The organism is Candidatus Rhodobacter oscarellae (genome assembly GCF_001078595.1).
In the GTDB taxonomy this organism is placed as follows: Bacteria; Pseudomonadota; Alphaproteobacteria; order Rhodobacterales; family Rhodobacteraceae; genus Rhodobacter_B; species Rhodobacter_B oscarellae.
Genome location: NZ_LFTY01000002.1, coordinates 2,693,235 through 2,713,246, shown reverse-complemented (window position 1 = coordinate 2,713,246; position 20,012 = coordinate 2,693,235). Strand labels below are relative to the sequence as shown.

Below are 20,012 nucleotides of genomic sequence, written 5' to 3'. Positions count from 1 at the left end.
TCCTATTGAGGCAGGCGCTGATCCGAAACTCTTGGAAGAGTTTCGCAAATCTCTTGAAAGAGATTTGGCCCGCGTCGCGATGGGGCTTTCGGTCAGACCTGTAGAACCGTACCCGGAGCAGCCCGTCCAGCGATCCAGCGCAGGTGGTCGCCTCGGAATGCGATGCAGCCCTCGGTGGGAAATCCGGGCCGACGCCATTGATGCAGGAAGATCGCCGAGCCTGCCCCTGGCGTCGCCAATGGCCAGTTCCAATTGGTGACCAGCACGATGTCATAGAGCGGGTCGGCGCGGCGCAGCGCCTCGTGGCTGGGCGCGTAGGGGGCCTGCACCAGCGTGTTGTAGCCCGCGTCCTCGGGATCGTCCGACCAGAGATCGCCGGGCAGGATCGGCTCGGCCCAGGGCGCGGGGCAGGGCGCGCGGTCGGGCCGATAGAGGCAGCCCACGATGCGGTGCCGCCCCATGGGTGTGGCGCCATCGCCCTCGCGCTTGTCGGCGCGCAGGCCGCCGCGTCCGATCACACAGGGCAACAAAAGCCCTGCAAACCGCAGCCCGCGCGGGGTCAGCACCATATCCGCGGGGCTCACAGGATATGCCCCGACTTCTTGGCCTTTGTGTTGAGATACTTCTCGTTCAGCGGGTTCAGCCCGACCTTCAGTGGCACGCGCTCGACCACGCCGACGCCGCAGGCCTCCATCATCGCCGTTTTCGCCGGGTTGTTCGTCATCAGACGCACCGACGCAAACCCCAGGCGCTTGAGGATATCCGCGCCGATCCGGAAATCGCGCTCGTCATCCTCAAAACCCAGGCGATGGTTGGCCTCCACCGTGTCGAAGCCCTGGTCCTGCAGTGAGTAGGCGCGCATCTTGTTGGCCAGCCCGATGCCGCGGCCCTCTTGGTTGAGGTAGAGCAGGATGCCCTCGCCCGCGGTGCCCATCTGCTGCAGCGCGGCCTGCAATTGCGGCCCGCAGTCGCATTTTAGGCTTCCCAGGATGTCCCCGGTGAAGCAGGCCGAGTGCAGCCGCGTCAGCACGGGCTTGTCGCGGGCAGGGCGGCCTATTTCGACCACGTAATGCTCCTCGCCGCCGTCATCGGGGCGGAAGACATGCACCCGGCCCGCCTCGGACACCGAGAGCGGCACGCGCCCCGACACCACCGGCGCAAGCGGGCTGAGCGCGTGCAGCGCCTCGGAGGCCAAATCAATGTTGATGCGGGTGAGCTGCCGATGTTCGGCCGTGGTGGGGGCCACCACCATCGCGGGCAGCAGCCGCGCGGATTTGGCCAGCGCGATGGCCGCCCGATGCGGCTCGGGCGAGCCCGCGCGCAGGGTTTCGAACGGGCCCTTCATGGGCGCGGTCATGTCGTCGGCGGGATCGGCGACCTGGGCGATCCAATCCACGGAGGCGGTGCCGGGCACCGCGATCCTGGCCAGGTCCCCGTCATAGGCGCGTGCCTTCAAGGTCTCGGCCCGACGCGCGGTGATCGCCAGCACCGGCGCGCCCTCGGCGCGCATTGAGCCCAACCGCTCGGGCGTCAGGACCTCCGCCGAGGCGGCCAGCGCCAGCCCCTCCTCAGAGCGCAGCACCACCGGCAGCCCCATGCGCAGATCCGCCCGCGCCCGCGCCAGAAGTTCGACAATTGTGGGGATCAAGCTCATGCTGAGGGCCGGTTTTTCTGTAACACTTGCCTGTCATATGCAACATTTCCTCGCAGGTCGACACGAGAGCGTGAATTCACTGACGCAAAACTTGGCAAGCGCCCCCCGTTGTCCCAATTGTCGATAAGACGGCGGCTAGGAGGCCCAGGGAAATGTCGAACCTAAAGAAGATATTGCTGGTCGATGATGATGACGACCTGCGCGAAGCACTGAGTGAACAGCTTGTGATGACCGAGGATTTCGACGTCTTTGAGGCCGCCAACGGCGCCGACGCGATGACGAAATCCAAAGAGGGCCTGTACGATCTTGTGATCCTTGACGTCGGGCTGCCGGACACTGACGGCCGAGAGCTTTGCCGTCTGATGCGCAAGCAGGGCGTGAAATGCCCGGTGCTGATGCTCACCGGCCATGACAGCGACAGCGACACCATCCTGGGGCTGGACGCGGGCGCCAATGACTACGTCACCAAGCCCTTCAAGTTCCCGGTCCTGCTGGCCCGCATCCGCGCCCAGCTGCGCCAGCACGAGCAGTCCGAGGACGCCGTGTTCCAGCTTGGGCCCTACACGTTCAAGCCCGCCATGAAGATGCTGATCACCGAGGAGGACCGCAAGATCCGCCTCACCGAGAAAGAGACCAACATCCTGAAGTTCCTCTACCGCGCCTCCGAGGGCGTGGTGGCTCGCGACGTGCTGCTGCACGAGGTCTGGGGCTACAACGCGGGCGTGACCACGCACACGCTTGAGACCCATATCTACCGGCTGCGGCAAAAGATTGAACCCGAACCGTCGAACGCGCGACTACTGGTTACAGAGTCCGGCGGCTATCGGTTGATTTCCTAGGCCCTGGCCTTACCCCCTCCCGCCCCGCGCCCGGGTTATGGCGCGGAACCTCCCTGTTGGACTGCCCGGGCCTTGCGCCCGGGCTTTTTTTTGAGGGGGGCGTTGTGGTTGGCCTGGAGCGGTCGTTAGAAACCCGCCGTCCCGGGCTTGACCCGGGGCCTCTGCCTTGAACCAAGCGCAACCTGGGCAGCGGCCGACCTGGAGGTCGCTTGCGCATCAGATCAACCAACAACGGCACCTCTGGAAATCGCAACGTCTGAACCAGATACGCGGTTGGAAAAGCGGCCTCCTGGGGGAGGTCGGCCGCTGCCCGAGGCAAGCTCGGGCGGTTGCACTGCTTGGGTCCCGTTGCGTCTGGTGTCGGCAAGCGTCATTAGGGGGGGCACCGCTCGCCCGAGTGATGCTTTGCGGGCACGCGCGGGGGCTATTCCTCGATCCGAAGGCGCAGCACGGCAAAGACCAACAGTGCCACTGCGACCACGGCGCCGACTAGGTAGGGCAGGCGCAGCGCCACCTCGCGCCCAAGGCTGGGCTCTGCCCAGGCCACCAAGAGCCCCGCTGACAGCGCCCCCAGCGGGATCGAGCCCCAGCCGAAGAACCGATAGATGGCGTTCACCCGGCCCAAGAGCGCGGGCGGGATCACCCGTTGGCGCAGCGACACCGTCACGATGTTCCACACCATGCCCCAGAACCACATCCAGGCCAGGGCGAGCGCCGCCATGATGGCGTTCGGCGCCAGCGCCACCGCAAGGAACGCGGTGACGAACATCGCCAGCGCCGCAAGGATCGTCGGGCGCGACCCAAGCGCGCGCGCCACGCGCGGGCCCAAGAGGCCGCCCGCCACGGCTCCCGCCGCGCTCACCGTCAGCAGCAGCCCGTGCCCGGTGGCCTGCAGCCCCAGCACCTCTTGGCTAAACAGCACCAGGACCGCCATGTTGCCGAAGGTCACGAAGTTCAGCACGCTCAGCATGATCGCAAATGTCAGGATCGTGCGGTGCGCGCGCATCCAGCGCGCGCCTTGCGCGAATTGCTGCCAGAAGCCGCCCTCGGGGGGCGCCAGCACCACCTGGCGCAGCGTGACCGCCCAGATCAGGCAGGCCGCCACACCAAAGGTGGCCGCGTCGATCAGGAAGGGCAGGGGCACCGACACCGCGATCAGGAAGCCGGCCACGGGCGGGCCGATGAACTGCCCCATGATCTGCTCGATGGACCAGAGTTGCCCGTTGGCAGTCTCTAGGTCCTTCTTGTCGACCAGCTGCGGCAGGGCGGTCTGGGCGGTGTTGTCGCGAAAGACCTCGGCCACGCCAAGCAGGAACGCCAGGGCGCAGAGCCCCGCGATGAGGCGCGCCGCGCCGGCGTCGGTGTCCGCCATGGGCAGGTCCGGCGCGGTCAGTACCAGGCCCACAACGGCCAGCGTCAGGAACATCCGCAGCGCGTCCGCCCAGATGATCAGCTTGCGCCGGTCCACCCGGTCGGTCACCACTCCCGCGGGCAGCGAGAACAACAGCCAGGGCAGGCGCTGTGCGGCCGCCACCGCGCCGATCAGCACCGGGTCGCGGGTGATCAGCGTCGCCAGCCACGGAAAGGCCAGGGCCGAGATGCCGTCGCCCAGGTTCGAGACCCCGGCCGCGGAGAAGAACAGGCGGAAATTGCGATTGCGCGTGAGCAGCATGGAATGAACAACTTTCGGGCTGGTATCGGGGCGAGCTTCCCCCTACCAACGAGGAACGTCAACCCTCCCGGAGCCACCGCCATGCCCTTCACGCTTTGCACCTGGAACATCAACTCGGTCCGCCTGCGCGAGCCTATCGTGTTGAAGTTGCTCGAGGAAGAGGCACCAGACGTGCTGTGCCTGCAAGAGTGCAAGTCGCCGGTGGAGAAGATCCCGACCGAGGGCTTCGCGGCTTTGGGCTACAGCCATATCGTGGCGCGGGGGCAGAAGGGCTATAACGGCGTGGCGATCCTGTCTAAGACCCCGCTGGAGGATCTGGGCGATCGCGATTTCGCCTCGCTGGGCCACGCCCGCCACGTGGCGGTGCGGCTGGAGAACGGCGTGCGGCTGGAGAATTTCTATATCCCCGCAGGCGGCGACGTGCCGGACCGTGAAGTGAACGAGAAGTTCGGCCAAAAGCTCGATTACATTACAGAGATGCGCGACCACTGGCGCGCCGAGGCACCCGAGAAGGCGATCATCGTGGGTGACTTCAACATCGCGCCGCGCGAGGATGACGTCTGGTCCCACAAGCAGCTTCTGAAGGTCGTCAGCCACACGCCGATCGAGGTAGAGCATCTCGCCGAGATGCAGGACGCCGGCGGCTGGGTGGACATCACCCGGCAGGACATCCCCGAGGGGCAGCTTTACAGCTGGTGGAGCTACCGCGCCAAGGACTGGTCCGCCGCCGACAAGGGCCGCCGGTTGGACCACATCTGGGCCACCCCGGACATCTCTAACGCGGCGCATGGCAGCCGGGTGCTGCGCGACGCGCGAGGGTGGGAGAAACCCAGCGACCACGCCCCGGTTTTTGCGAGTTTCGACCTCTAAAACCGGCGTCGGTATTACCTCGGTATCGCGTCGGTGCGCTTCCTTGGGGGGGCGAGGTAGTGCTGGCGCCTCGTGGGCCCTAGCTCCAACGCTTGTACTCTGTCAGATAGCGGCCTAGCGCTGTCGCCGCGTTCCGCCTACCTTGTCAGCAGAATTGCAGACGAGTGATAGATGAACGACGAAGAGACGCTTCGACAAGCCGAGCTTCGCCATGTCGAGAACGCAACCCATTGGGCGGGCATAATCGACCGGGCTGAGAGCGAAGCGCGGGCGGTCTCGCCGCCACGTCCCTGCGACTACAAGCGCTGGACGGAGGCCATCGCGCGCGCCTGCGGCAAGGACGCCGTTTGGCTTGGATCTTACTGGATAATATTTGGCAACAACGCGGAAGGGTTGATGGCATACACGGCGATGGTCGCTCGCCCTGTTTGGCCGGAGGAACACCAACACCTCGTCGAATTCTCCCTGCGGTTCCTTGAGGCGGATGTGATGCTCTTTCGGTCGGGCTACGCCAAGAAAAACCTGTTGCAGCGGTCGCGGCAGGCGCGGCTGAGCGACGATCACAAAGCGCGGCTGCGCCAACTGGTGCGCCGTACGTTGCTGCAGGGGACGGGGATGGACGAGTTTCGCGAATATTGCCGCATGGCCGTGAAACTTAGCCCGCTTGGCTTTGAAGGTGAACTCAAAGAATGGGCCGCGCAAGCTTATTTGACGACTGAGATTCCAGGCATTGAGCTTATCAAGATCATCACGCAGTTGGACGAGAAGGCTTGTGAACGCTGGGTGACTCGCACCCGGAACCGCGGTGCCCGATATTATGCCGTCCGCTCCGACCTCTCTTTGCCGCTCGTCAAGGTCGCTGATTTGCCTGTTGAGAACAAGCTATGGCGCTCTGCCTGGCTCATGCTGCAGCACCTGCGGCGCTGTGGCGTGATAGCCGAGGAGGCGGAGTAGCATGCGCCACATGGCACGGGCGTTGGTTTGTTTTTGTGGTGCTTCTGCTTGTGGCGCCGAGGATTGCGGCGGCGGTGCGCGAGGCAGAGGCCCGTGATGGGGTCCTGCCCGCCGCTGACCGTGCTGGAAGATGCCGGCCACATCCCGCATATCGAGGACCCCGCAGCGTTCAACGCCGCGCTGGTTTCTACGCTGCAGTCACTGCGCAACAGCCCGTGACCCCACGTCAAAGTAAGGCATACCCGACCTGACGCTTTGTGGTAGGTGTGCTCCATTCTTGGGCGAGAATTGGTGGAGCGTGAGATGGCCGGATTGATGCGGCGGGGATTGTTGCTGGGCGCGGGAGCAGCCCTGGGCTGGGCCGGGGCCCGCGCGCTTGGGCCGAACCTGCCGGTGCTGGACGGCACGGCGGCGGTGGGGCCTTCGGACGCGCAGGGCGTGCTGAACGACGCGAGCCTCTTATCCGAGACGCCAGTGCACAGCCACATCACCCTGGGCCAGGACCCGGGCGAGGCCCTGGTCGCGGCGCTGCGGGGCGAGCTGAAAGCGGCCGCCAGCGAGAGCCGCGCGGTCAATATCGGCGCAGCTAGGCATTCCATGGGCGGGCAGGCCATTCCCAGGAACGGCCACGCGGTGAGTTTCGACAACGGGCTGATTGAGCCGGACACCGCGGCGGGCACGTATCGCTGCCACGCTGGCGCGCGCTGGTCCCAGGTGATCGCTGCGCTGGACCCTATCGGGTTCGGCCCCAAGGTGATGCAGTCCAACCATGATTTCGGCGTCGCCGCGACCTATTGCGTGAACGCCCATGGCTGGCCGGTGCCGTTTGGGCCGATGGGGCACACGGTGCGCGCGGTCGAGATGGTGCTGCCCTCCGGCGATCTGGTGCGCGCCAGCCGCGAGGAGAACGCCGAGCTCTTCACCCACGCGATGGGCGGCTATGGGCTGACCGGGCTGATCATCGCGATGGAGGTCGAGATGGTCGAGAACCAGCTCGTAGAGCCCAGCTTTGCCGAGATGCCTGCCGAGGCGTTCGCCCCCGCTTTCCAGGCTGCGCTGGACGACCCGGGCGTGACCATGGCCTATGGCCGGCTGAACGTCGCCCGTGCTGCGTTCTTCGACGAAGCGCTGCTGATCACCTACCGCCCCGCGGCGGACCAGTCAGAGATCCCGCCCGCCACCGGGTCGGGCTGGATGAGCCATATCGCGCGGCATGTCTACCGCGCGCAGTTGGGCAATGAGCGGCTGAAGGGGGTGCGCTGGTGGACGGAGACGGATGTGGGCCCGGCGCTGGGCGGCGGCGCGGCGAACCGCAACTCGCTGATGAACGAGCCGGTGGCGACGCTGGATGACCGCGACCCGACCCGCACAGACATCCTGCACGAGTATTTCGTGGGCTTTGACCGGTTCCCCGACTTCCTGGAGGTCTGCCGCCGGGTGATCCCCGCCAGCTATCAGGAGTTCCTGAATGTCACGCTGCGCTACGTGGCGCAGGACGATGAGGCCTGGCTGAGCTATGCGCCCGTGCCGCGCATCGCCGCCGTGATGAGCTTTAGCCAGGAGATGACCGCGCGCGGCGAGGCGGATATGGCGCGCATGACCGAGGCGCTGATCGAGGGGATCATCGGCATCGGCGGCAGCTATTACCTGCCCTATCGCCCGCATGCGACGCAGGCGCAGTTCACGCGCTGCTATAAGCGCGCCGGCGAGTTCGTCGCCCAAAAGCGCGAGATCGACCCGGGGCTGTTGCTGCGCAACGGGCTGTGGGACGGGTATATGGCGGCGCTATGAGGCTGGGCTCCGCCGCATATCCGCCCGCGCGGAAAAACGTCGCACCCGTTAGGGAATTATTTCTGATTCGCCCAAAGGATAAAGGGCGGTAGGGAGGGGGAAACTCGTGCGCAAATATGCGCCCGAGCCTAATGTCATGACCAACACCAGACGCATCGCATTCGCTTACTTCTTCGTCCTGACCATCGTGGCGGGGCTGAACTACATCCCCGGCCTGACCGACGCGGACGGGCTGGCCTTTGGGATATTCGCGCTCGACATCTTTGACGACGCGCTGCACCTAGCCTCGGCGCTTTGGGCGCTGGCGGCGGCGCTGATCTCGCACCGGGCGGCGCGTCTCTACATGTTGATCTTTGGCGCGCTCTACCTGGCGGATGGGGCGATGGGGCTGGCGGTGGGCTCGGGCTATCTGGATATGGGGATCTTCACCAATGGGGTTCTGGAGCTGCCCTTTGGGTTCAAGATCCTCGCCAACCTGCCGCATATCGGGCTGGGCGGGATCGCCCTGGCGGTGGGGCTGTTTCTGGATCGGGACGAGCGATGATCCGCTTCGTTCTGCGATGGCTTAGGCGCGTGATCTTCGGCCTGGTGTTGCTGGTTCTGCTGCTGCTGGCGCCGGTGGGCTATAACGAGCTGGCCTGCTCGGGCGAGCCCGTCGCCGACAGCTACCAGCCGATCGTGAGCGACCCCGACTGGCACCGCGCCGAGGCGCGCAGCTTTTTGACCTACCCCGAGTGGCACATCGTGCATGCCTATGACGACTATGCCCGCGTGATCCGCGACGGCGATCCGCATCAGTTCGGGTATGTGCAGGCGGTCCGGGGCTTTTGGGGCTCGCTCTGCGCGCTGACAGAGGTCTCGGCCCGCCATGGCGGGTTCGATTGGGTGACCAAGCAGACGATCTACACAATCGGGGTGAGCTTCACGCTCGAGCTGGGGCTAAAGGCGGCCTATGAGGAGACCCTTGGCCGGATCGCCACGTTGATCCGTGGGCAGAAACGCGCGCCGCTGGATGATCTCTCTGCCAAGCAGGCCGCGGATTACGCGGCTTTCCTGCAGCAGGTGCCCTGGTATCGATGGGACTTTGCGGGCGATGTCGCCGCGCTGAAATCCGCCAATACCGGGTCATGGCGCGACACGGAGCGGCGCGTGGCCCTGGGGCTCGAGTTCAGGGCCAAGGCGGGCTACGCCAAGGTGATCGCCGCCGCCGTGGCCAGCGCGGGGTTCGACGCGCTGCGGCTGCGCATGGTGGTGACCGGGATGGACGCCGCGGCGCTGGAGGCGCTGGGCGAGGTCGCGGTGATCGAGCAGACCGCCGCGCATATTGTGATCGAGACCCCGCGCTACCGAGAGCTGACGCATCTGCTGACCGAGATGGCCGACCAGGGCGCGGAGTTCATCGAGATCGCGGGCAATGACGACATCATGCTGACCGCCATCGCGCCGCGGGGCGCCGAGCACGGCGCGCTCTTTGCCTTTGACCGGCAGGGATACGGCGACACGCGGCACCTGATCTCGATGAAGGTCAGCGCGCTGAACGATTGGCTGCGCGCGGCCCGCGACCCATCGGGCGGGCTGACCCTTGAGCATATCCATGATTATTAGGATCGCGGCGGGCAGCGCCGCCCTCCTCGTCGGTTGGGTGGCGGTTATGGCGCTGGTGATGCGCTTCACCGATGCCGCGCCTGCGGCGGTGGTGATCCTGCCGAGCAAGCCCTTTATCGCGGCGATGCCCGAGGGCATTGCGATCCTCAGCCAGAACCGCCTGACCCTCACCTTGCGCGACGACGGCCCCGATCTTGCCGCCCGGCTCTATGCCTCGGGGGCCTGGTTGGTGCTGCCCGCGGGGCTCACCGGATGCCTGCCCTTGCCAAAAACCCTGCGCCAATCCGGCTGACGCCCTTGCAACCCTGGGGCCGGTGCGCCATCTAGCGCACAACACCGGACGCAATGGAGGCTCATATGCTGGAGCTTGGGCAAAACGCGGGCGCGGCACCTGCCGGCGATCTGATCAAGGACGGCTCTGAGGCCACGTTCATGCAGGATGTGATCGACGGCTCGGCAGAGGTGCCGGTGATCGTGGATTTCTGGGCCGAATGGTGCGGGCCCTGCAAGACGCTTGGCCCGATGCTGGAGGCGGCGGTCACCCGCGCTGGCGGCAAGGTCCGCATGGTCAAGATCGACGTCGACAAAGAGCAGCGCCTGGCGGCGATGCTGTCGCAGCAGGGCCTGCCGCTGCAGTCGATCCCCACGGTCGTAGCCTTTCACCAGGGCCGCCCCGTGGACATGTTCCAGGGCGCGGTGCCGCAGTCAGAGCTCGACGCGTTTGTGGCCAAGGCCGCCGCGCTGGCGGGCGACGGTGGGCTGGGCGAGGCGGTTGAGGCCGCCGAGCAGATGCTGGCCGAGGGCGCCGCAGTGGACGCGGCCCAGACCTTTGCCGCGATCCTGGGCGAGGCCCCCGACAACGCCGCCGCCTATGGCGGGCTGGTGCGGGCGCATGTCGCGATGGGCGATCTGGACCAGGCCGAGGCGATCCTGAACGGCGCGCCGGCGGAGATCTCTGAAAGTCCCGAGATCGAGGCCGCCCATGCCCAGATCGAGTTGGCCAAGCAGGCCGCCAATGCAGGCCCGCTGGGCGAGCTGCGCGCGGCGGTCGAGGCCAACCCCGACGACCTGCAAGCCCGGTTCGAGCTGGCCCAAGCGCTGCACGCCGCGGGCGAGGTCGAGGACGCCGTGGCCGAGCTTTTGGACCTGTTCCACCGCGACCGCGAGTGGAATGACGGAGCGGCAAAAACCCAACTCTTCACGATTTTCGACGCGCTGAAGCCCACGGATCCCATCGTTCTGAGCGGCCGGCGAAAATTATCCTCAATGATATTTGCCTAATGCCCCGCATGGTTTAGGTTAGGTGCATGTTTGCATCGGCCGACCTGCCGGACATGATTCCGGTCTTCCCGCTGCCCGGGGCGCTGCTGTTGCCGCGCTCCAGGCTGCCGCTGCACATCTTTGAACCGCGCTACCTGGCGATGCTGGACGACACGCTCAAGACGTCGCATCGCTTGATCGGCATGATCCAGCCCGGCGACAGCGATGGCGAGCGGCTGCAAAAGATCGGCTGCGCGGGGCGCGTCACGGCGTTCTCAGAGACCGAGGACGGGCGCTATATGATCACGCTCGCCGGGGTGTCGCGCTACAGGGTGCGCAAGGAGGTGGACGGGTTCACGCCCTACCGGCGCAGCACCGTCAGCTGGGACGGCTTCGCCCGCGACCTGGGCCCAACCGAGCACGACCAGGGTTTTGACCGGGCGGAATTCCTGTCTCTGCTGCAGCGCTTTTTCGACGATCAAGAGCTGAAGGCCGATTGGGACAGCCTACGCGAGGCGGAGGACGAGCTGTTGATCAACTCGCTGTCGATGCTCTGCCCGTTCGAGCCCGAGGACAAGCAGGCCTTGCTCGAGGCGTCGTCGCTGTCAACGCGGCGCGAAACCCTGGTGACTCTGATCGAGTTCGCGCTGCGCGGCGGCACCGTCGAGGAGCGCATGCAATAATGAGCGACGCGCCGCTATACGACCGCAAGATGCTAGAGGCGCTCGTCTGCCCCAAGACCCAAGGCGTGCTAAGCTATGACGCCGAGCGCCAGGAGCTTGTCTCGAAGGCGGGGCACCTAGCCTATCCGATCCGCAACGGCATCCCGGTGATGCTGGTGGACGAGGCGCGCGCGCTGGACTAGGGCCCGCGGACACTCACCAGACCGTCTCGCCCGTTTGGGCTTTCGAGGATTTTCGCCCTGCTTGCGTTATCTGAGCTTGGAATAGACGGCTATTTCGGCGCTCAGATGCCTGAGCTGGAAGAAAATTCGACTGAGACTGAGGCGCTTTGGGGATTGACCACGGGCCCTAGTTGCTGCGCTTGTTGATCTCTGTCGGGATGCTAAAGAGCGCCGGCGGCAGGCTGCCGCCCAGCTCCGTATCGCCCAGGATCACCGTGGTCTGCGAGCCGTCCTGATTGGTGATCACCCATTGGCGCAGCTCCACCGGCGGGCCAGAGAAGACCAGGCGGATATTGCCGAGCTCTGGGTTCTCGGGGTCCTGCGCTGTGACGCTGGTGGTGGTGCCGTCAAAGTCATGCCCCACGACCATATTCTCGGCGCGCAGGTTCACGTTGCGCTTCAGGATCAGGTTCAGCGGCGTGCGCTTGAGCGGGTACTGCTCAGGCCCCTGATTGGACTTTTGGTCAAAGATCGCGACCTGCCCGCCGCCCACCATCACCAGCGGTGCGTTCTTGCCCTCGTATTCGAACCGCGCCCGCCCGGGGCGCTTGATGTAGATCGTCCCCTTGTCAAAGGACCCATCGCTGTTGATCTGCGTGAAGGCGCCTTTGACCGTGTCGAGGTCATTAAGGGCGCGCGAGATGTCCCTGAGCGACAACTTCTCTTGCGCCCAAAGGGGCGCGGCGGTCAGCGCAATCAGGATCGGGGCCACAAGGGCAACTGCTCTTTTCATAGGGGCAATCTAAGCGCCCTTGCGCGGGATTGCACCCAGGGCCGCCCAGAGATCGCGAAGAATTGCGCATCGCCGGTCTACTCGCCGATCTGCTGCACCGCGCGGCCGTCGATTTCGACGGCCACCTGATCGCCAACCGCGAAGCGCGCCTGCTCTGCCGGGTCGTTCTGGCGCCGGGCAACCAGCGTCGGCCCCTGCGCCAAGCGCAGATGGAAATGCGTGTCGGTGCCAAGATAGACGAGGTTCTCGATCTGGCCCAAAAGCTCAGTTTCGTTGCCCTGAGGCGCCGCGATCCCAAGATGCTCGGGCCGCACCAGCAGGGTTGACCGCCCCATCGTCGCGCCCTCTGGCAAGGCCACCGCATGGCCGCAGGGCAGGCGCGCCATGGCCCCGCTGTCGCCCTCCGCCGTGACCGTCACGTCCAAGAAATTGCTGTCGCCGATGAAGCCTGCCACAAAGCGCGTCTCTGGCCGGTCGTAGATCTCGCGCGGGCCGCCGATCTGGTGGATGCGGCCCTCGCTCATCACCGCGATCCGGTCGGACATGGTCAGCGCCTCCTCCTGGTCGTGGGTGACGAAGATGAAGGTAATGCCGGTCTCGCCCTGCAGGCGCTTGAGCTCGATTTGCATCTCTTTGCGCAGCTTGAGGTCCAGCGCCGAGAGCGGCTCGTCCAGCAAGAGCACCTTGGGATGCGGCGCGAGCGCGCGCGCCAGGGCGACGCGCTGCTGCTGCCCGCCGGAGATCTCAGAGGTGCGCCGGTCGCGCATCGGCTCCATCTTGACCAGCGCCAGCATCTCGTCCACCGCAGCGGCGACCTCGGCGCGCGGCTTGCCCTGCATCTCCAGGCCAAAGCCGATATTCTCGGCCACGGTCATATGCGGAAAAAGCGCGTAGCTTTGGAACACCGTGTTCACCGGGCGCTTGTTGGGGGGCAGATGCGCAATGTCGGCGCCGTTCAGCTTTAGCGTGCCGCCAGAAGGGGCCTCGAATCCCGCGATCAGGCGCAAGAGCGTGGTCTTGCCGCAGCCCGACGGCCCCAGCAGGGTAAAGAACTCGTTCTCGGCGATCTCTAGGCTCACCTCGTGCAGCGCGGTGAAAGCCGCGGCCCCCTGTCCGAAGGTCTTGGTTATTCTCTCGATCTCGATCATGCGCGTGCTGTCCCTGCCGTCCCCTGCCTTCGCCCCGGCTGCGACTTCGCCACAAATTTCGCGACAAAACAATCTTTTGCGGCTGACAATTTCGCAAACTCTCGCTTAGCCTTGCCTTGAATGGGCAGAAAAGAGGCGGAAATGTTGGGCGAGGACAAAAGCGCGCCCCTGGCGGGGATCAGGATCATCGAATTCGCGGGCCTGGGGCCTGGCCCCTTCGCGGGCATGATGCTGGCGGATATGGGCGCTGAGGTGATCCGCATCGACCGCCCCGGCACCAAAGCGGCGCCCACGGATTTCCTGGCGCGGGGGCGGCGCTCGGTGATGCTGGACCTCAAGCAGCCCGCGGCAGTGGAGGCCGCGCTTGCGCTGCTTACCGGGGCGGACGGGCTGATAGAGGGGTTCCGGCCCGGCGTGATGGAGCGGCTGGGGCTTGGGCCCGCGCCCTGCATGGCACGCAACCCGCGCCTGGTCTACGGGCGCATGACCGGCTGGGGCCAGGAGGGGCCGCTGGCGCATGCCGCGGGGCACGACCTGAACTACATCGCGCTAAGCGGCGCGCTTTGGGCGATGGGAGAGCCGGACCGCGCCCCGGTCTTCCCGCTGAACCTGCTGGGCGATTTCGGCGGCGGCGGCATGTACCTGGCCTTCGGCATGGCGGCGGGGCTGCTGAAGGCCGCACGCACAGGGCAGGGCGACGTGATCGACGCCGCGATCTGCGACGGCACCGCCTCGCTGATGGCCATGATCTATGGCTGGCGCGCGGGTGGTGGCTGGCAGGACCAGCGCGGCGCGAACCTGTTGGATGGCGGCGCGCCCTGGTACGGGGTCTATTCCTGCGCGGATGGCAAGTGGGTGACCGTGGGCGCGTTAGAGCCGCAGTTCTGGGCGCGGCTGCTGCAGCTTTTGGAGATCCCCGAGGCGGAACTGGGCGACCGCCATGACCGGGGCAACTGGCCGGTGATCCGGGCGCGCCTGGCAGGTGCGTTCGCCCAAGGACCGCAGGCGCATTGGGTGGCGCTGCTGGAGGGCACGGATGCCTGCTTTGCCCCGGTGCTGGACCTAGAGGAAGCCGCGCAGCACCCGCATAACGTCGCGCGGGGCGTGTTCGCGAACGGTGGGCAGTCCGAGCCGATGCCCGCGCCGCGCTTCGCTGGATCAAAGACCCCAAAGCCAGGCGCCCCGCCCGAGCCCGGCGCCGACGGGCAGGCCGTGCTGGCGCAGGCCGGTATGTCGCCCGAAGAGATTGCCGCGCTGCTGCGGACGGGCGCGCTGGCGCTGCCGTGAAGCTGCATGAGCCAAGGACGCGCCGCTGGGCTTTGGATTGGGGCAGCTTTACCTAACGCCATCCTCGGCCAAAGCCAAAGTTGCTACTGCTGCTCGGGGACCAGGATCTCGCGCTTGCCGACGTGGTTGGAGGCGCTTACCAGCCCCTCGTCCTCCATCTGCTCCACCAGGCGCGCGGCCTTGTTATAGCCGATGGCCAGCTTGCGCTGGATGTAGGAGGTCGAGCATTTGCGGTCCTTGATCACGATCGCCACGGCCTGGTCGTAAAGCGCGTCCTCGCCATCGGTGTTCCCGCCGAGGCCCAGCACCAGGTCGATATCGCTTTCCTTGTCGTCGTCGGGCCCGTCCACCACGCCGCCGATATATTCCGGCGGGCCGAAGGACTTGAGGTAGGTCACGATCTCCTCGACCTCTTCGTCGCTCACGAACGGCCCATGCACGCGGGTGATCTTGGCCCCGCCCGCCATGTAAAGCATGTCGCCCATGCCCAGAAGTTGCTCGGCGCCCTGCTCGCCCAGGATGGTGCGGCTGTCGATCTTGGAGGTCACCTGGAACGAGATCCGCGTCGGGAAGTTGGCCTTGATCGTGCCGGTGATGACGTCGACCGAGGGGCGCTGGGTGGCCATGATCAGGTGGATGCCCGAGGCCCGCGCCATCTGCGCCAGGCGCTGGATGCAGGCCTCGATCTCCTTGCCCGCCACCATCATCAGGTCCGCCATCTCGTCGACGACGACCACGATGAAGGGCATCTTTTCGGGGGCGAATTCCTCGGTCTCGAACACCGGCTCGCCGGTGTCGTCGTCAAAGCCGGTCTGGACCGTGCGGGTGAACATCTCGTCGCGGCTCAGGGCGTCCTCGACGCGGCCGTTATAGCCCTCGATATTGCGCACGCCCATCTTGGACATCTTGCGATAGCGCTCTTCCATCTCGCCCACGACCCATTTCAGGGCCACGACCGCCTTTTTTGGGTCGGTGACAACGGGCGAAAGCAGATGCGGAATGCCGTCATAAACGCTGAGTTCCAGCATCTTGGGGTCGATCATGATCAGCCGGCATTCCTCGGGCGTCAGCTTGTAGAGCAGCGACAGGATCATGGTGTTGATCGCCACGGACTTGCCCGAGCCGGTGGTGCCCGCGATCAGAAGGTGGGGCATCTTGGCGAGGTTCGCCACGACCGGGTCGCCGCCGATATCCTTGCCCAAGGCCAGCGGCAGCTTTTGGTTGCCATCGCCAAAGTCGCGGGCCGAGAGCACCTCGCGCAGCACGCACATCTCGCGGTTGGCATTCGGAAGTTCGATCCCGATCACAGAGCGGCCCGGCACGGTGGATACGCGCGCCGAGAGCGCCGACATCGAGCGCGCGATGTCATCGGCCAGGCCGATCACGCGGCTGGCCTTGAGGCCCGGCGCGGGCTCCAGCTCGTACATGGTGACCACGGGGCCGGGGCGCACGCTGACGATCTCGCCCTTGACGCCGTAATCGTCCAGAACAGTCTCCAACATCCGCGCGTTCTGCTCAAGCGCGTCGTCGCTGAGGTGGTGGCGCTGGATCTTGGTCGGGTTTGTCAAAAGCGACAGCGGCGGGGTCTCGTAGGTGGGGTAGTGGTCCTCGAATTTCAGCTGCGGCTGCGCCTCGGCCTTTGCCTGGCTAGAGACCGGCGCCTTTCGGGTGCTGTGCTGGACCATCGGCTTTTGCGCAGGCGGGGTGCGCAGGATCGGGACCGAGGAGGGCTCTGCCTCGAGATTGGGTGTCGAGAGCATGGGCCCTGCGGTCTGCTCGGTCTGCGGTGTGGCGGCTTCAAAGTTGATCGTCGGCGCGGTCATCGCAGTCGGCGCGGCGGCGCCCGGCGTGGTCGGTTCGACATCGGCGAGGATCATCGGCTGCGGGCCCTTGGCGCGATCTGCCGTGGCGCGGATCACCGGCGGTTCCTGGCGCATCGCCTGGGCGGCGTGGCTTTGCCTGGCGCGTGCCTTGATCGCATCGGAGATGCGCGAGCTTACGCGGTCCTCGCCCTCTTCTATCAAAGGCGGGACCGGCTCGGGTGCCGTCAGCGGCGGCTCCTCGGCCACGGGGGCGCGCTTGACCAGCGTCGGCAGGCGCAGGCGTAGCCCGGTTTTGGGTTCGACCGGCGGTGCCTCGGAGGCCGAGACGAGCTCTGGCTCGAGGGGCCAGGCCGCCTGCTCGGTCGTGGCGTAATGCTCGGCCTCTGCGGCCTGGGCGATGCTTTGGGCCGCCTCGCGCCGCTCTGCGCGGCGTTGCCGCCAGCCCTGCGCGCCGCGTGCCGCGCCCCGAGCCAGGCCCGTTGCGCCGCGCCCAAGCAACGTCATCAGGTTGCCATAGGCCAGGATGAAGCTGACCCAAAGAAAGCGCAGGATCGCCGAGAGCTCTCGCAGGGAGAAGCCAAGCACGAAGAGCCCCAAGGACAGCCCGATGATCGCGAAGGTGACCGACCAAATCTTGAGCGCCAGGCCAGGCTCGACCGGGAGCACGTAGATCAGCGGCCCCAGCACCATGTCGCCCACGGCGCCACCGATGCCCACATAGAGCCCGAAGGAGTTCGTCCACTCCTCCGTCGGCAGGAACGTCGCCACGTAGGGCGCCAAAAGGAAGATCCAGAGCGGCGCGAAGACCATGCGCCAGACCCAGTCCCCCGGCATGCGGTGGAAAGCGAACCGCGCGCCCCAGGCCAGCAGGAAGATCGCGATGCCCCAGCTTGCCTTGCCGATGATGATGAAGAGCGGCGAGGCCACCGTCGCGCCGAACCGGCCCAGCAGGTTCACCGCCGGCTCATCGGTGACAGAAAGCCAGCTTGGGTCCTCGGGCACGTAGGAGCCCAGGATCATAGCGGTCAGCACGCCGAACCCCAGCATCACAAGGCCCGCAAGCTCCTTGCTGCGGCGTTCGATCGTCGCCTGGGTCTTGCTGTCCAGAAGCCGCCCGCGTCCACCTGCCTGATAAGCTGCCATGCTATCTTATCCTTACCCGTAAATGCAGGCGCGCAGGGCCTTCAGCCCGCCCGCCAGTTCGTCCCTTGGGGCGACCAGCGCCGCCCGAATATACCCGTCGCCGGGGTTCCGCCCGTCCACCTCGCGCCCCAGATAGGGCCCCGGCAGCACGCGCACGCCGGTCTCGCGCCAGATCTTGAGCGTCGCGGCCTCGGCATCCTCGACGGGCAGCCACAGAAAGAAGCCCGCGCGCACCGGCTGGAACCCGGGCACGCCTGCGAAGATCTCGTCGGCCAGCTGGTACTTGTCCTGATAGAGCGCGCGATTATGCGCGACATGGGCCTCGTCGCCCCAGACCTGCTGGGCCACGCGCTGCAGCGGCAGCGGCAAGGGCGCGCCGGCATAGGTGCGCAGCTGCTTGATGCGCGCGATGCAGTCCGGCCCGCCCGCCACGAAGCCAGAGCGCAGCCCCGCAAGGCTAGAGCGCTTGGACAACGAGTTGAACAGCAGCACGCGCTCGGGCGAGATGCCCATGTCCTTGGCGACCTGCAGCGCGCCCACGGGGGCGGTGTTGCCGGCGTAGAGCTCCGAGTAACACTCGTCGGCGAAGACCTTAAAGTCATGCCGCTCGGCCAGCGCAAAGAGCTGCGCGAGGTAGTCGCGCGAGGCCACGGCGCCCTGCGGGTTGGAGGGTGTGCAGATATAGGCGATCTCGGTGCGGTCCAGAAGCGCGGGATCAAGCGATGCGAAATCCGGCAGAAAGCCGGTCTCGGCCAGCGCGGGCAGATAGACCGGCTCGGCCCCCACCGCCAGGGCCGCCACCGCGTAGACCTGGTAGAAGGGGTTCGGAATGAGGATCGCCGGGCGCTGCCCCGCCGCCGTCTTCTCTGGGCAGAGCGCGAGGCAGGCGTTGAACAGCCCCTCGCGCGTGCCGTTGAGCGCCATGACCTGCTGGTCCAGGGCCAGATCGACGCCGTAGCGGCGCGAAATCCAACCGGCGATTGCGTTCAAAAGCTCAGGCGAGCCCTCGTTGGGGGGGTATTTGCCAAATTCAGAGGCGTTCTCGGCGATGATCTGCGGCACCCATTCTGGGAACGCATGTTTTGGCTCGCCAATGGACATGGACACGACCGGGCCGCCCGGGGCGTGGCCGTCCAATAGCGCGCGCAGGCGCGGGAACGCGTATTCTGGCAGGTCCGAAAACCGCTCTGGAAACGTCATGGGTCTGCTATATCTGCCTCAGTGTCGGGATCATTCTCGCCCCGTTCGCTGCAACGATAGCGGCCCTGGCGGCCTCGGTCCAGGAAATCCCTGCAAAAATCGCACCTTGCGGCGGCCTATTGTGACTTTTAGGCCCTATTGGGCCCGTTCTGGCCGGGCGCAGGATGACTCCATAAGGGGCGTTCGCGATTTGGGGGATATCGAAGGCGCGGTCTGGGCCGTGGACCCTGTCTGGAATTCAACAGAACAGGGCTTGTCGGAGTTATTTCCTTCAGGTTGCCGCCAGTCTGGTGGGGAAAGCCACCACAGATTGCCCCGCGTGGGGTGAAGGTAAAGAAAGAGGTGGCCGAAATAGCCCCTCAAACACTTTGTCCGCTATTTGAATCCGCGAGTCTCGTCTAGAGTTGAGGTTCATCCAAAATCGCTTCTCAAGGATGAAGTCAGGTGCTGCGAAGTCGATCAGCTTTTCGATTGGATCAGCGTCGATGTTGAATTCAAGAAAGCACTCTTTCTTATCGGAAAAAAACTCTCGAACAGATGAATTGTGGGCTTCGTAGTCATGCTGCCATGCGTGGAGAATTTCAAAGCCTGCACGATCATGACGTTTCGCAGCACGCAGCAGATAATCACCATTGGCATGCCCTGCTCGGCTTCGTATCCAATCCCATTTGTTTCTTACGTTTAGCATGAATTTTGCATCGGGGTAGGCTGCGTAAAGTTCTCTGAAGCTTTTGAAATTCTCGATCTCGTCATCGTCGCTCGTGAATTCCATATCAAAGAAGGCAAGACTCTTGCTCAGCCCTGCTAGGGGCTTTTTGTTATGACTAAAGTTTTTCCTTATTCTGGATTGGACGTTCCAATGATATGGATCCCGACCAGAAATCAGGCTGTTCCTTGTCCCCGTATGCTTAACACACGGAATCCCTGATCTCGCGAACAACTTGAAGAGTGAGGTTGTGCCGCACTTGTTGAAACCAATCTGGAAAAATCTCACAGGCATTCTTCGCATTTAGCGTATTAACCTTCTTGGGTCTTCCCGAAAATTGGAAACAAACTGTGTGCTGTACAGATCAGAACATGATCGTCGCCCCTCAAGCTCAGCCCGGCCTTGCGCTACATAACTTCCGTT

Annotated in this window: 20 protein-coding genes; 12 read left to right on the top strand and 8 right to left on the bottom strand. The window is 65.3% G+C overall.

Features of this window, described 5'->3' with window-relative positions; translation table 11 throughout:
• Window positions 1–92 precede the first annotated feature (92 nt).
• Window positions 93–584 (bottom strand): L,D-transpeptidase family protein, encoded by a 492-nt coding sequence (locus AIOL_RS17735; RefSeq protein ID WP_235439073.1) that lies wholly within the window; start codon window positions 582–584, stop codon window positions 93–95.
• Window positions 581–1,654 carry a GTP cyclohydrolase II gene (ribA, locus tag AIOL_RS17730; RefSeq protein ID WP_049644207.1) on the bottom strand — a complete coding sequence of 358 codons (1,074 nt, stop codon included), beginning with the start codon at window positions 1,652–1,654 and terminating at the stop codon, window positions 581–583. The genes AIOL_RS17735 and ribA overlap by 4 nt, the downstream gene beginning before the upstream one ends.
• 152 nt (window positions 1,655–1,806) lie before the next feature.
• Here ribA and AIOL_RS17725 point away from each other — a divergent pair, with 152 nt between their 5' ends.
• Window positions 1,807–2,493, top strand: a complete 687-nt coding sequence (locus AIOL_RS17725) for a response regulator transcription factor (RefSeq protein WP_049644206.1) — start codon at window positions 1,807–1,809, stop codon at window positions 2,491–2,493.
• A gap of 424 nt (window positions 2,494–2,917) precedes the next feature.
• Here the strand turns inward: AIOL_RS17725 and AIOL_RS17720 are convergent, their stop codons facing one another.
• Window positions 2,918–4,165 (bottom strand): MFS transporter, encoded by a 1,248-nt coding sequence (locus tag AIOL_RS17720; RefSeq protein ID WP_049644205.1) that lies wholly within the window; start codon window positions 4,163–4,165, stop codon window positions 2,918–2,920.
• 81 nt (window positions 4,166–4,246) lie between these two features.
• Between AIOL_RS17720 and AIOL_RS17715 the strand changes: the two genes are divergently transcribed.
• The 10 genes from AIOL_RS17715 to AIOL_RS17675 all read left to right on the top strand — a co-directional run bounded on the left by AIOL_RS17715 (window position 4,247) and on the right by AIOL_RS17675 (window position 11,510).
• Window positions 4,247–5,035: an exodeoxyribonuclease III gene (locus AIOL_RS17715; RefSeq protein ID WP_049644204.1), complete on the top strand. Its 789-nt coding sequence runs from the start codon at window positions 4,247–4,249 to the stop codon at window positions 5,033–5,035.
• Window positions 5,036–5,206: 171 nt separating this feature from the next.
• Window positions 5,207–5,989 carry a hypothetical protein gene (locus AIOL_RS17710; protein ID WP_049644203.1) on the top strand — a complete coding sequence of 261 codons (783 nt, stop codon included), beginning with the start codon at window positions 5,207–5,209 and terminating at the stop codon, window positions 5,987–5,989.
• 93 nt (window positions 5,990–6,082) lie between these two features.
• On the top strand, window positions 6,083–6,208 hold the full coding sequence (locus AIOL_RS25570) for an alpha/beta fold hydrolase (RefSeq protein ID WP_160314517.1): 126 nt from the start codon (window positions 6,083–6,085) through the stop codon (window positions 6,206–6,208).
• 84 nt (window positions 6,209–6,292) lie between these two features.
• Entirely contained in the window at window positions 6,293–7,780 is a 1,488-nt protein-coding gene (locus AIOL_RS17705; protein WP_049644202.1) for an FAD-binding protein, read from the top strand.
• A gap of 136 nt (window positions 7,781–7,916) precedes the next feature.
• A complete protein-coding gene (locus AIOL_RS17700) occupies window positions 7,917–8,324 on the top strand; it encodes a membrane protein (RefSeq protein ID WP_049644201.1) in 408 nt (135 codons plus the stop codon).
• Window positions 8,321–9,385, top strand: a complete 1,065-nt coding sequence (locus AIOL_RS17695) for a hypothetical protein (protein WP_049644200.1) — start codon at window positions 8,321–8,323, stop codon at window positions 9,383–9,385. The genes AIOL_RS17700 and AIOL_RS17695 overlap by 4 nt, the downstream gene beginning before the upstream one ends.
• A complete protein-coding gene (locus AIOL_RS17690) occupies window positions 9,375–9,677 on the top strand; it encodes a hypothetical protein (RefSeq protein ID WP_235439072.1) in 303 nt (100 codons plus the stop codon). The genes AIOL_RS17695 and AIOL_RS17690 overlap by 11 nt, the downstream gene beginning before the upstream one ends.
• A 65-nt stretch (window positions 9,678–9,742) precedes the next feature.
• Entirely contained in the window at window positions 9,743–10,666 is a 924-nt protein-coding gene (locus tag AIOL_RS17685; RefSeq protein ID WP_049644199.1) for a tetratricopeptide repeat protein, read from the top strand.
• Window positions 10,667–10,692: 26 nt separating this feature from the next.
• A complete protein-coding gene (locus AIOL_RS17680) occupies window positions 10,693–11,328 on the top strand; it encodes an LON peptidase substrate-binding domain-containing protein (RefSeq protein ID WP_049644198.1) in 636 nt (211 codons plus the stop codon).
• Window positions 11,328–11,510, top strand: coding sequence for a Trm112 family protein (locus AIOL_RS17675; protein WP_049644197.1), 183 nt, complete (start codon window positions 11,328–11,330; stop codon window positions 11,508–11,510). Before AIOL_RS17680 ends, AIOL_RS17675 begins: the two co-directional genes overlap by 1 nt.
• 166 nt (window positions 11,511–11,676) lie before the next feature.
• Here AIOL_RS17675 and AIOL_RS17670 read toward each other — a convergent pair whose 3' ends face one another.
• Window positions 11,677–12,282, bottom strand: a complete 606-nt coding sequence (locus AIOL_RS17670; protein ID WP_049644196.1) for a LolA family protein — start codon at window positions 12,280–12,282, stop codon at window positions 11,677–11,679.
• 77 nt (window positions 12,283–12,359) lie between these two features.
• On the bottom strand, window positions 12,360–13,430 hold the full coding sequence (locus AIOL_RS17665; RefSeq protein ID WP_049644195.1) for an ABC transporter ATP-binding protein: 1,071 nt from the start codon (window positions 13,428–13,430) through the stop codon (window positions 12,360–12,362).
• 141 nt (window positions 13,431–13,571) lie between these two features.
• Between AIOL_RS17665 and AIOL_RS17660 the strand changes: the two genes are divergently transcribed.
• Window positions 13,572–14,717 (top strand): CaiB/BaiF CoA transferase family protein, encoded by a 1,146-nt coding sequence (locus AIOL_RS17660; RefSeq protein WP_049645519.1) that lies wholly within the window; start codon window positions 13,572–13,574, stop codon window positions 14,715–14,717.
• 83 nt (window positions 14,718–14,800) lie between these two features.
• Here the strand turns inward: AIOL_RS17660 and AIOL_RS17655 are convergent, their stop codons facing one another.
• The 3 genes from AIOL_RS17655 to AIOL_RS17645 form a co-directional block, all read right to left on the bottom strand.
• Window positions 14,801–17,683 carry a DNA translocase FtsK gene (locus AIOL_RS17655; protein ID WP_049644194.1) on the bottom strand — a complete coding sequence of 961 codons (2,883 nt, stop codon included), beginning with the start codon at window positions 17,681–17,683 and terminating at the stop codon, window positions 14,801–14,803.
• A 12-nt stretch (window positions 17,684–17,695) separates the two neighbouring features.
• Entirely contained in the window at window positions 17,696–18,883 is a 1,188-nt protein-coding gene (locus AIOL_RS17650; RefSeq protein WP_049644193.1) for an aminotransferase class I/II-fold pyridoxal phosphate-dependent enzyme, read from the bottom strand.
• Between the two features lie 271 nt (window positions 18,884–19,154).
• The gene (locus AIOL_RS17645; protein ID WP_235439071.1) at window positions 19,155–19,883 is read right to left on the bottom strand and encodes a sulfotransferase; all 729 of its coding nucleotides are present in this window, start codon (window positions 19,881–19,883) and stop codon (window positions 19,155–19,157) included.
• Between the last annotated feature and the right edge of the window lie 129 nt (window positions 19,884–20,012).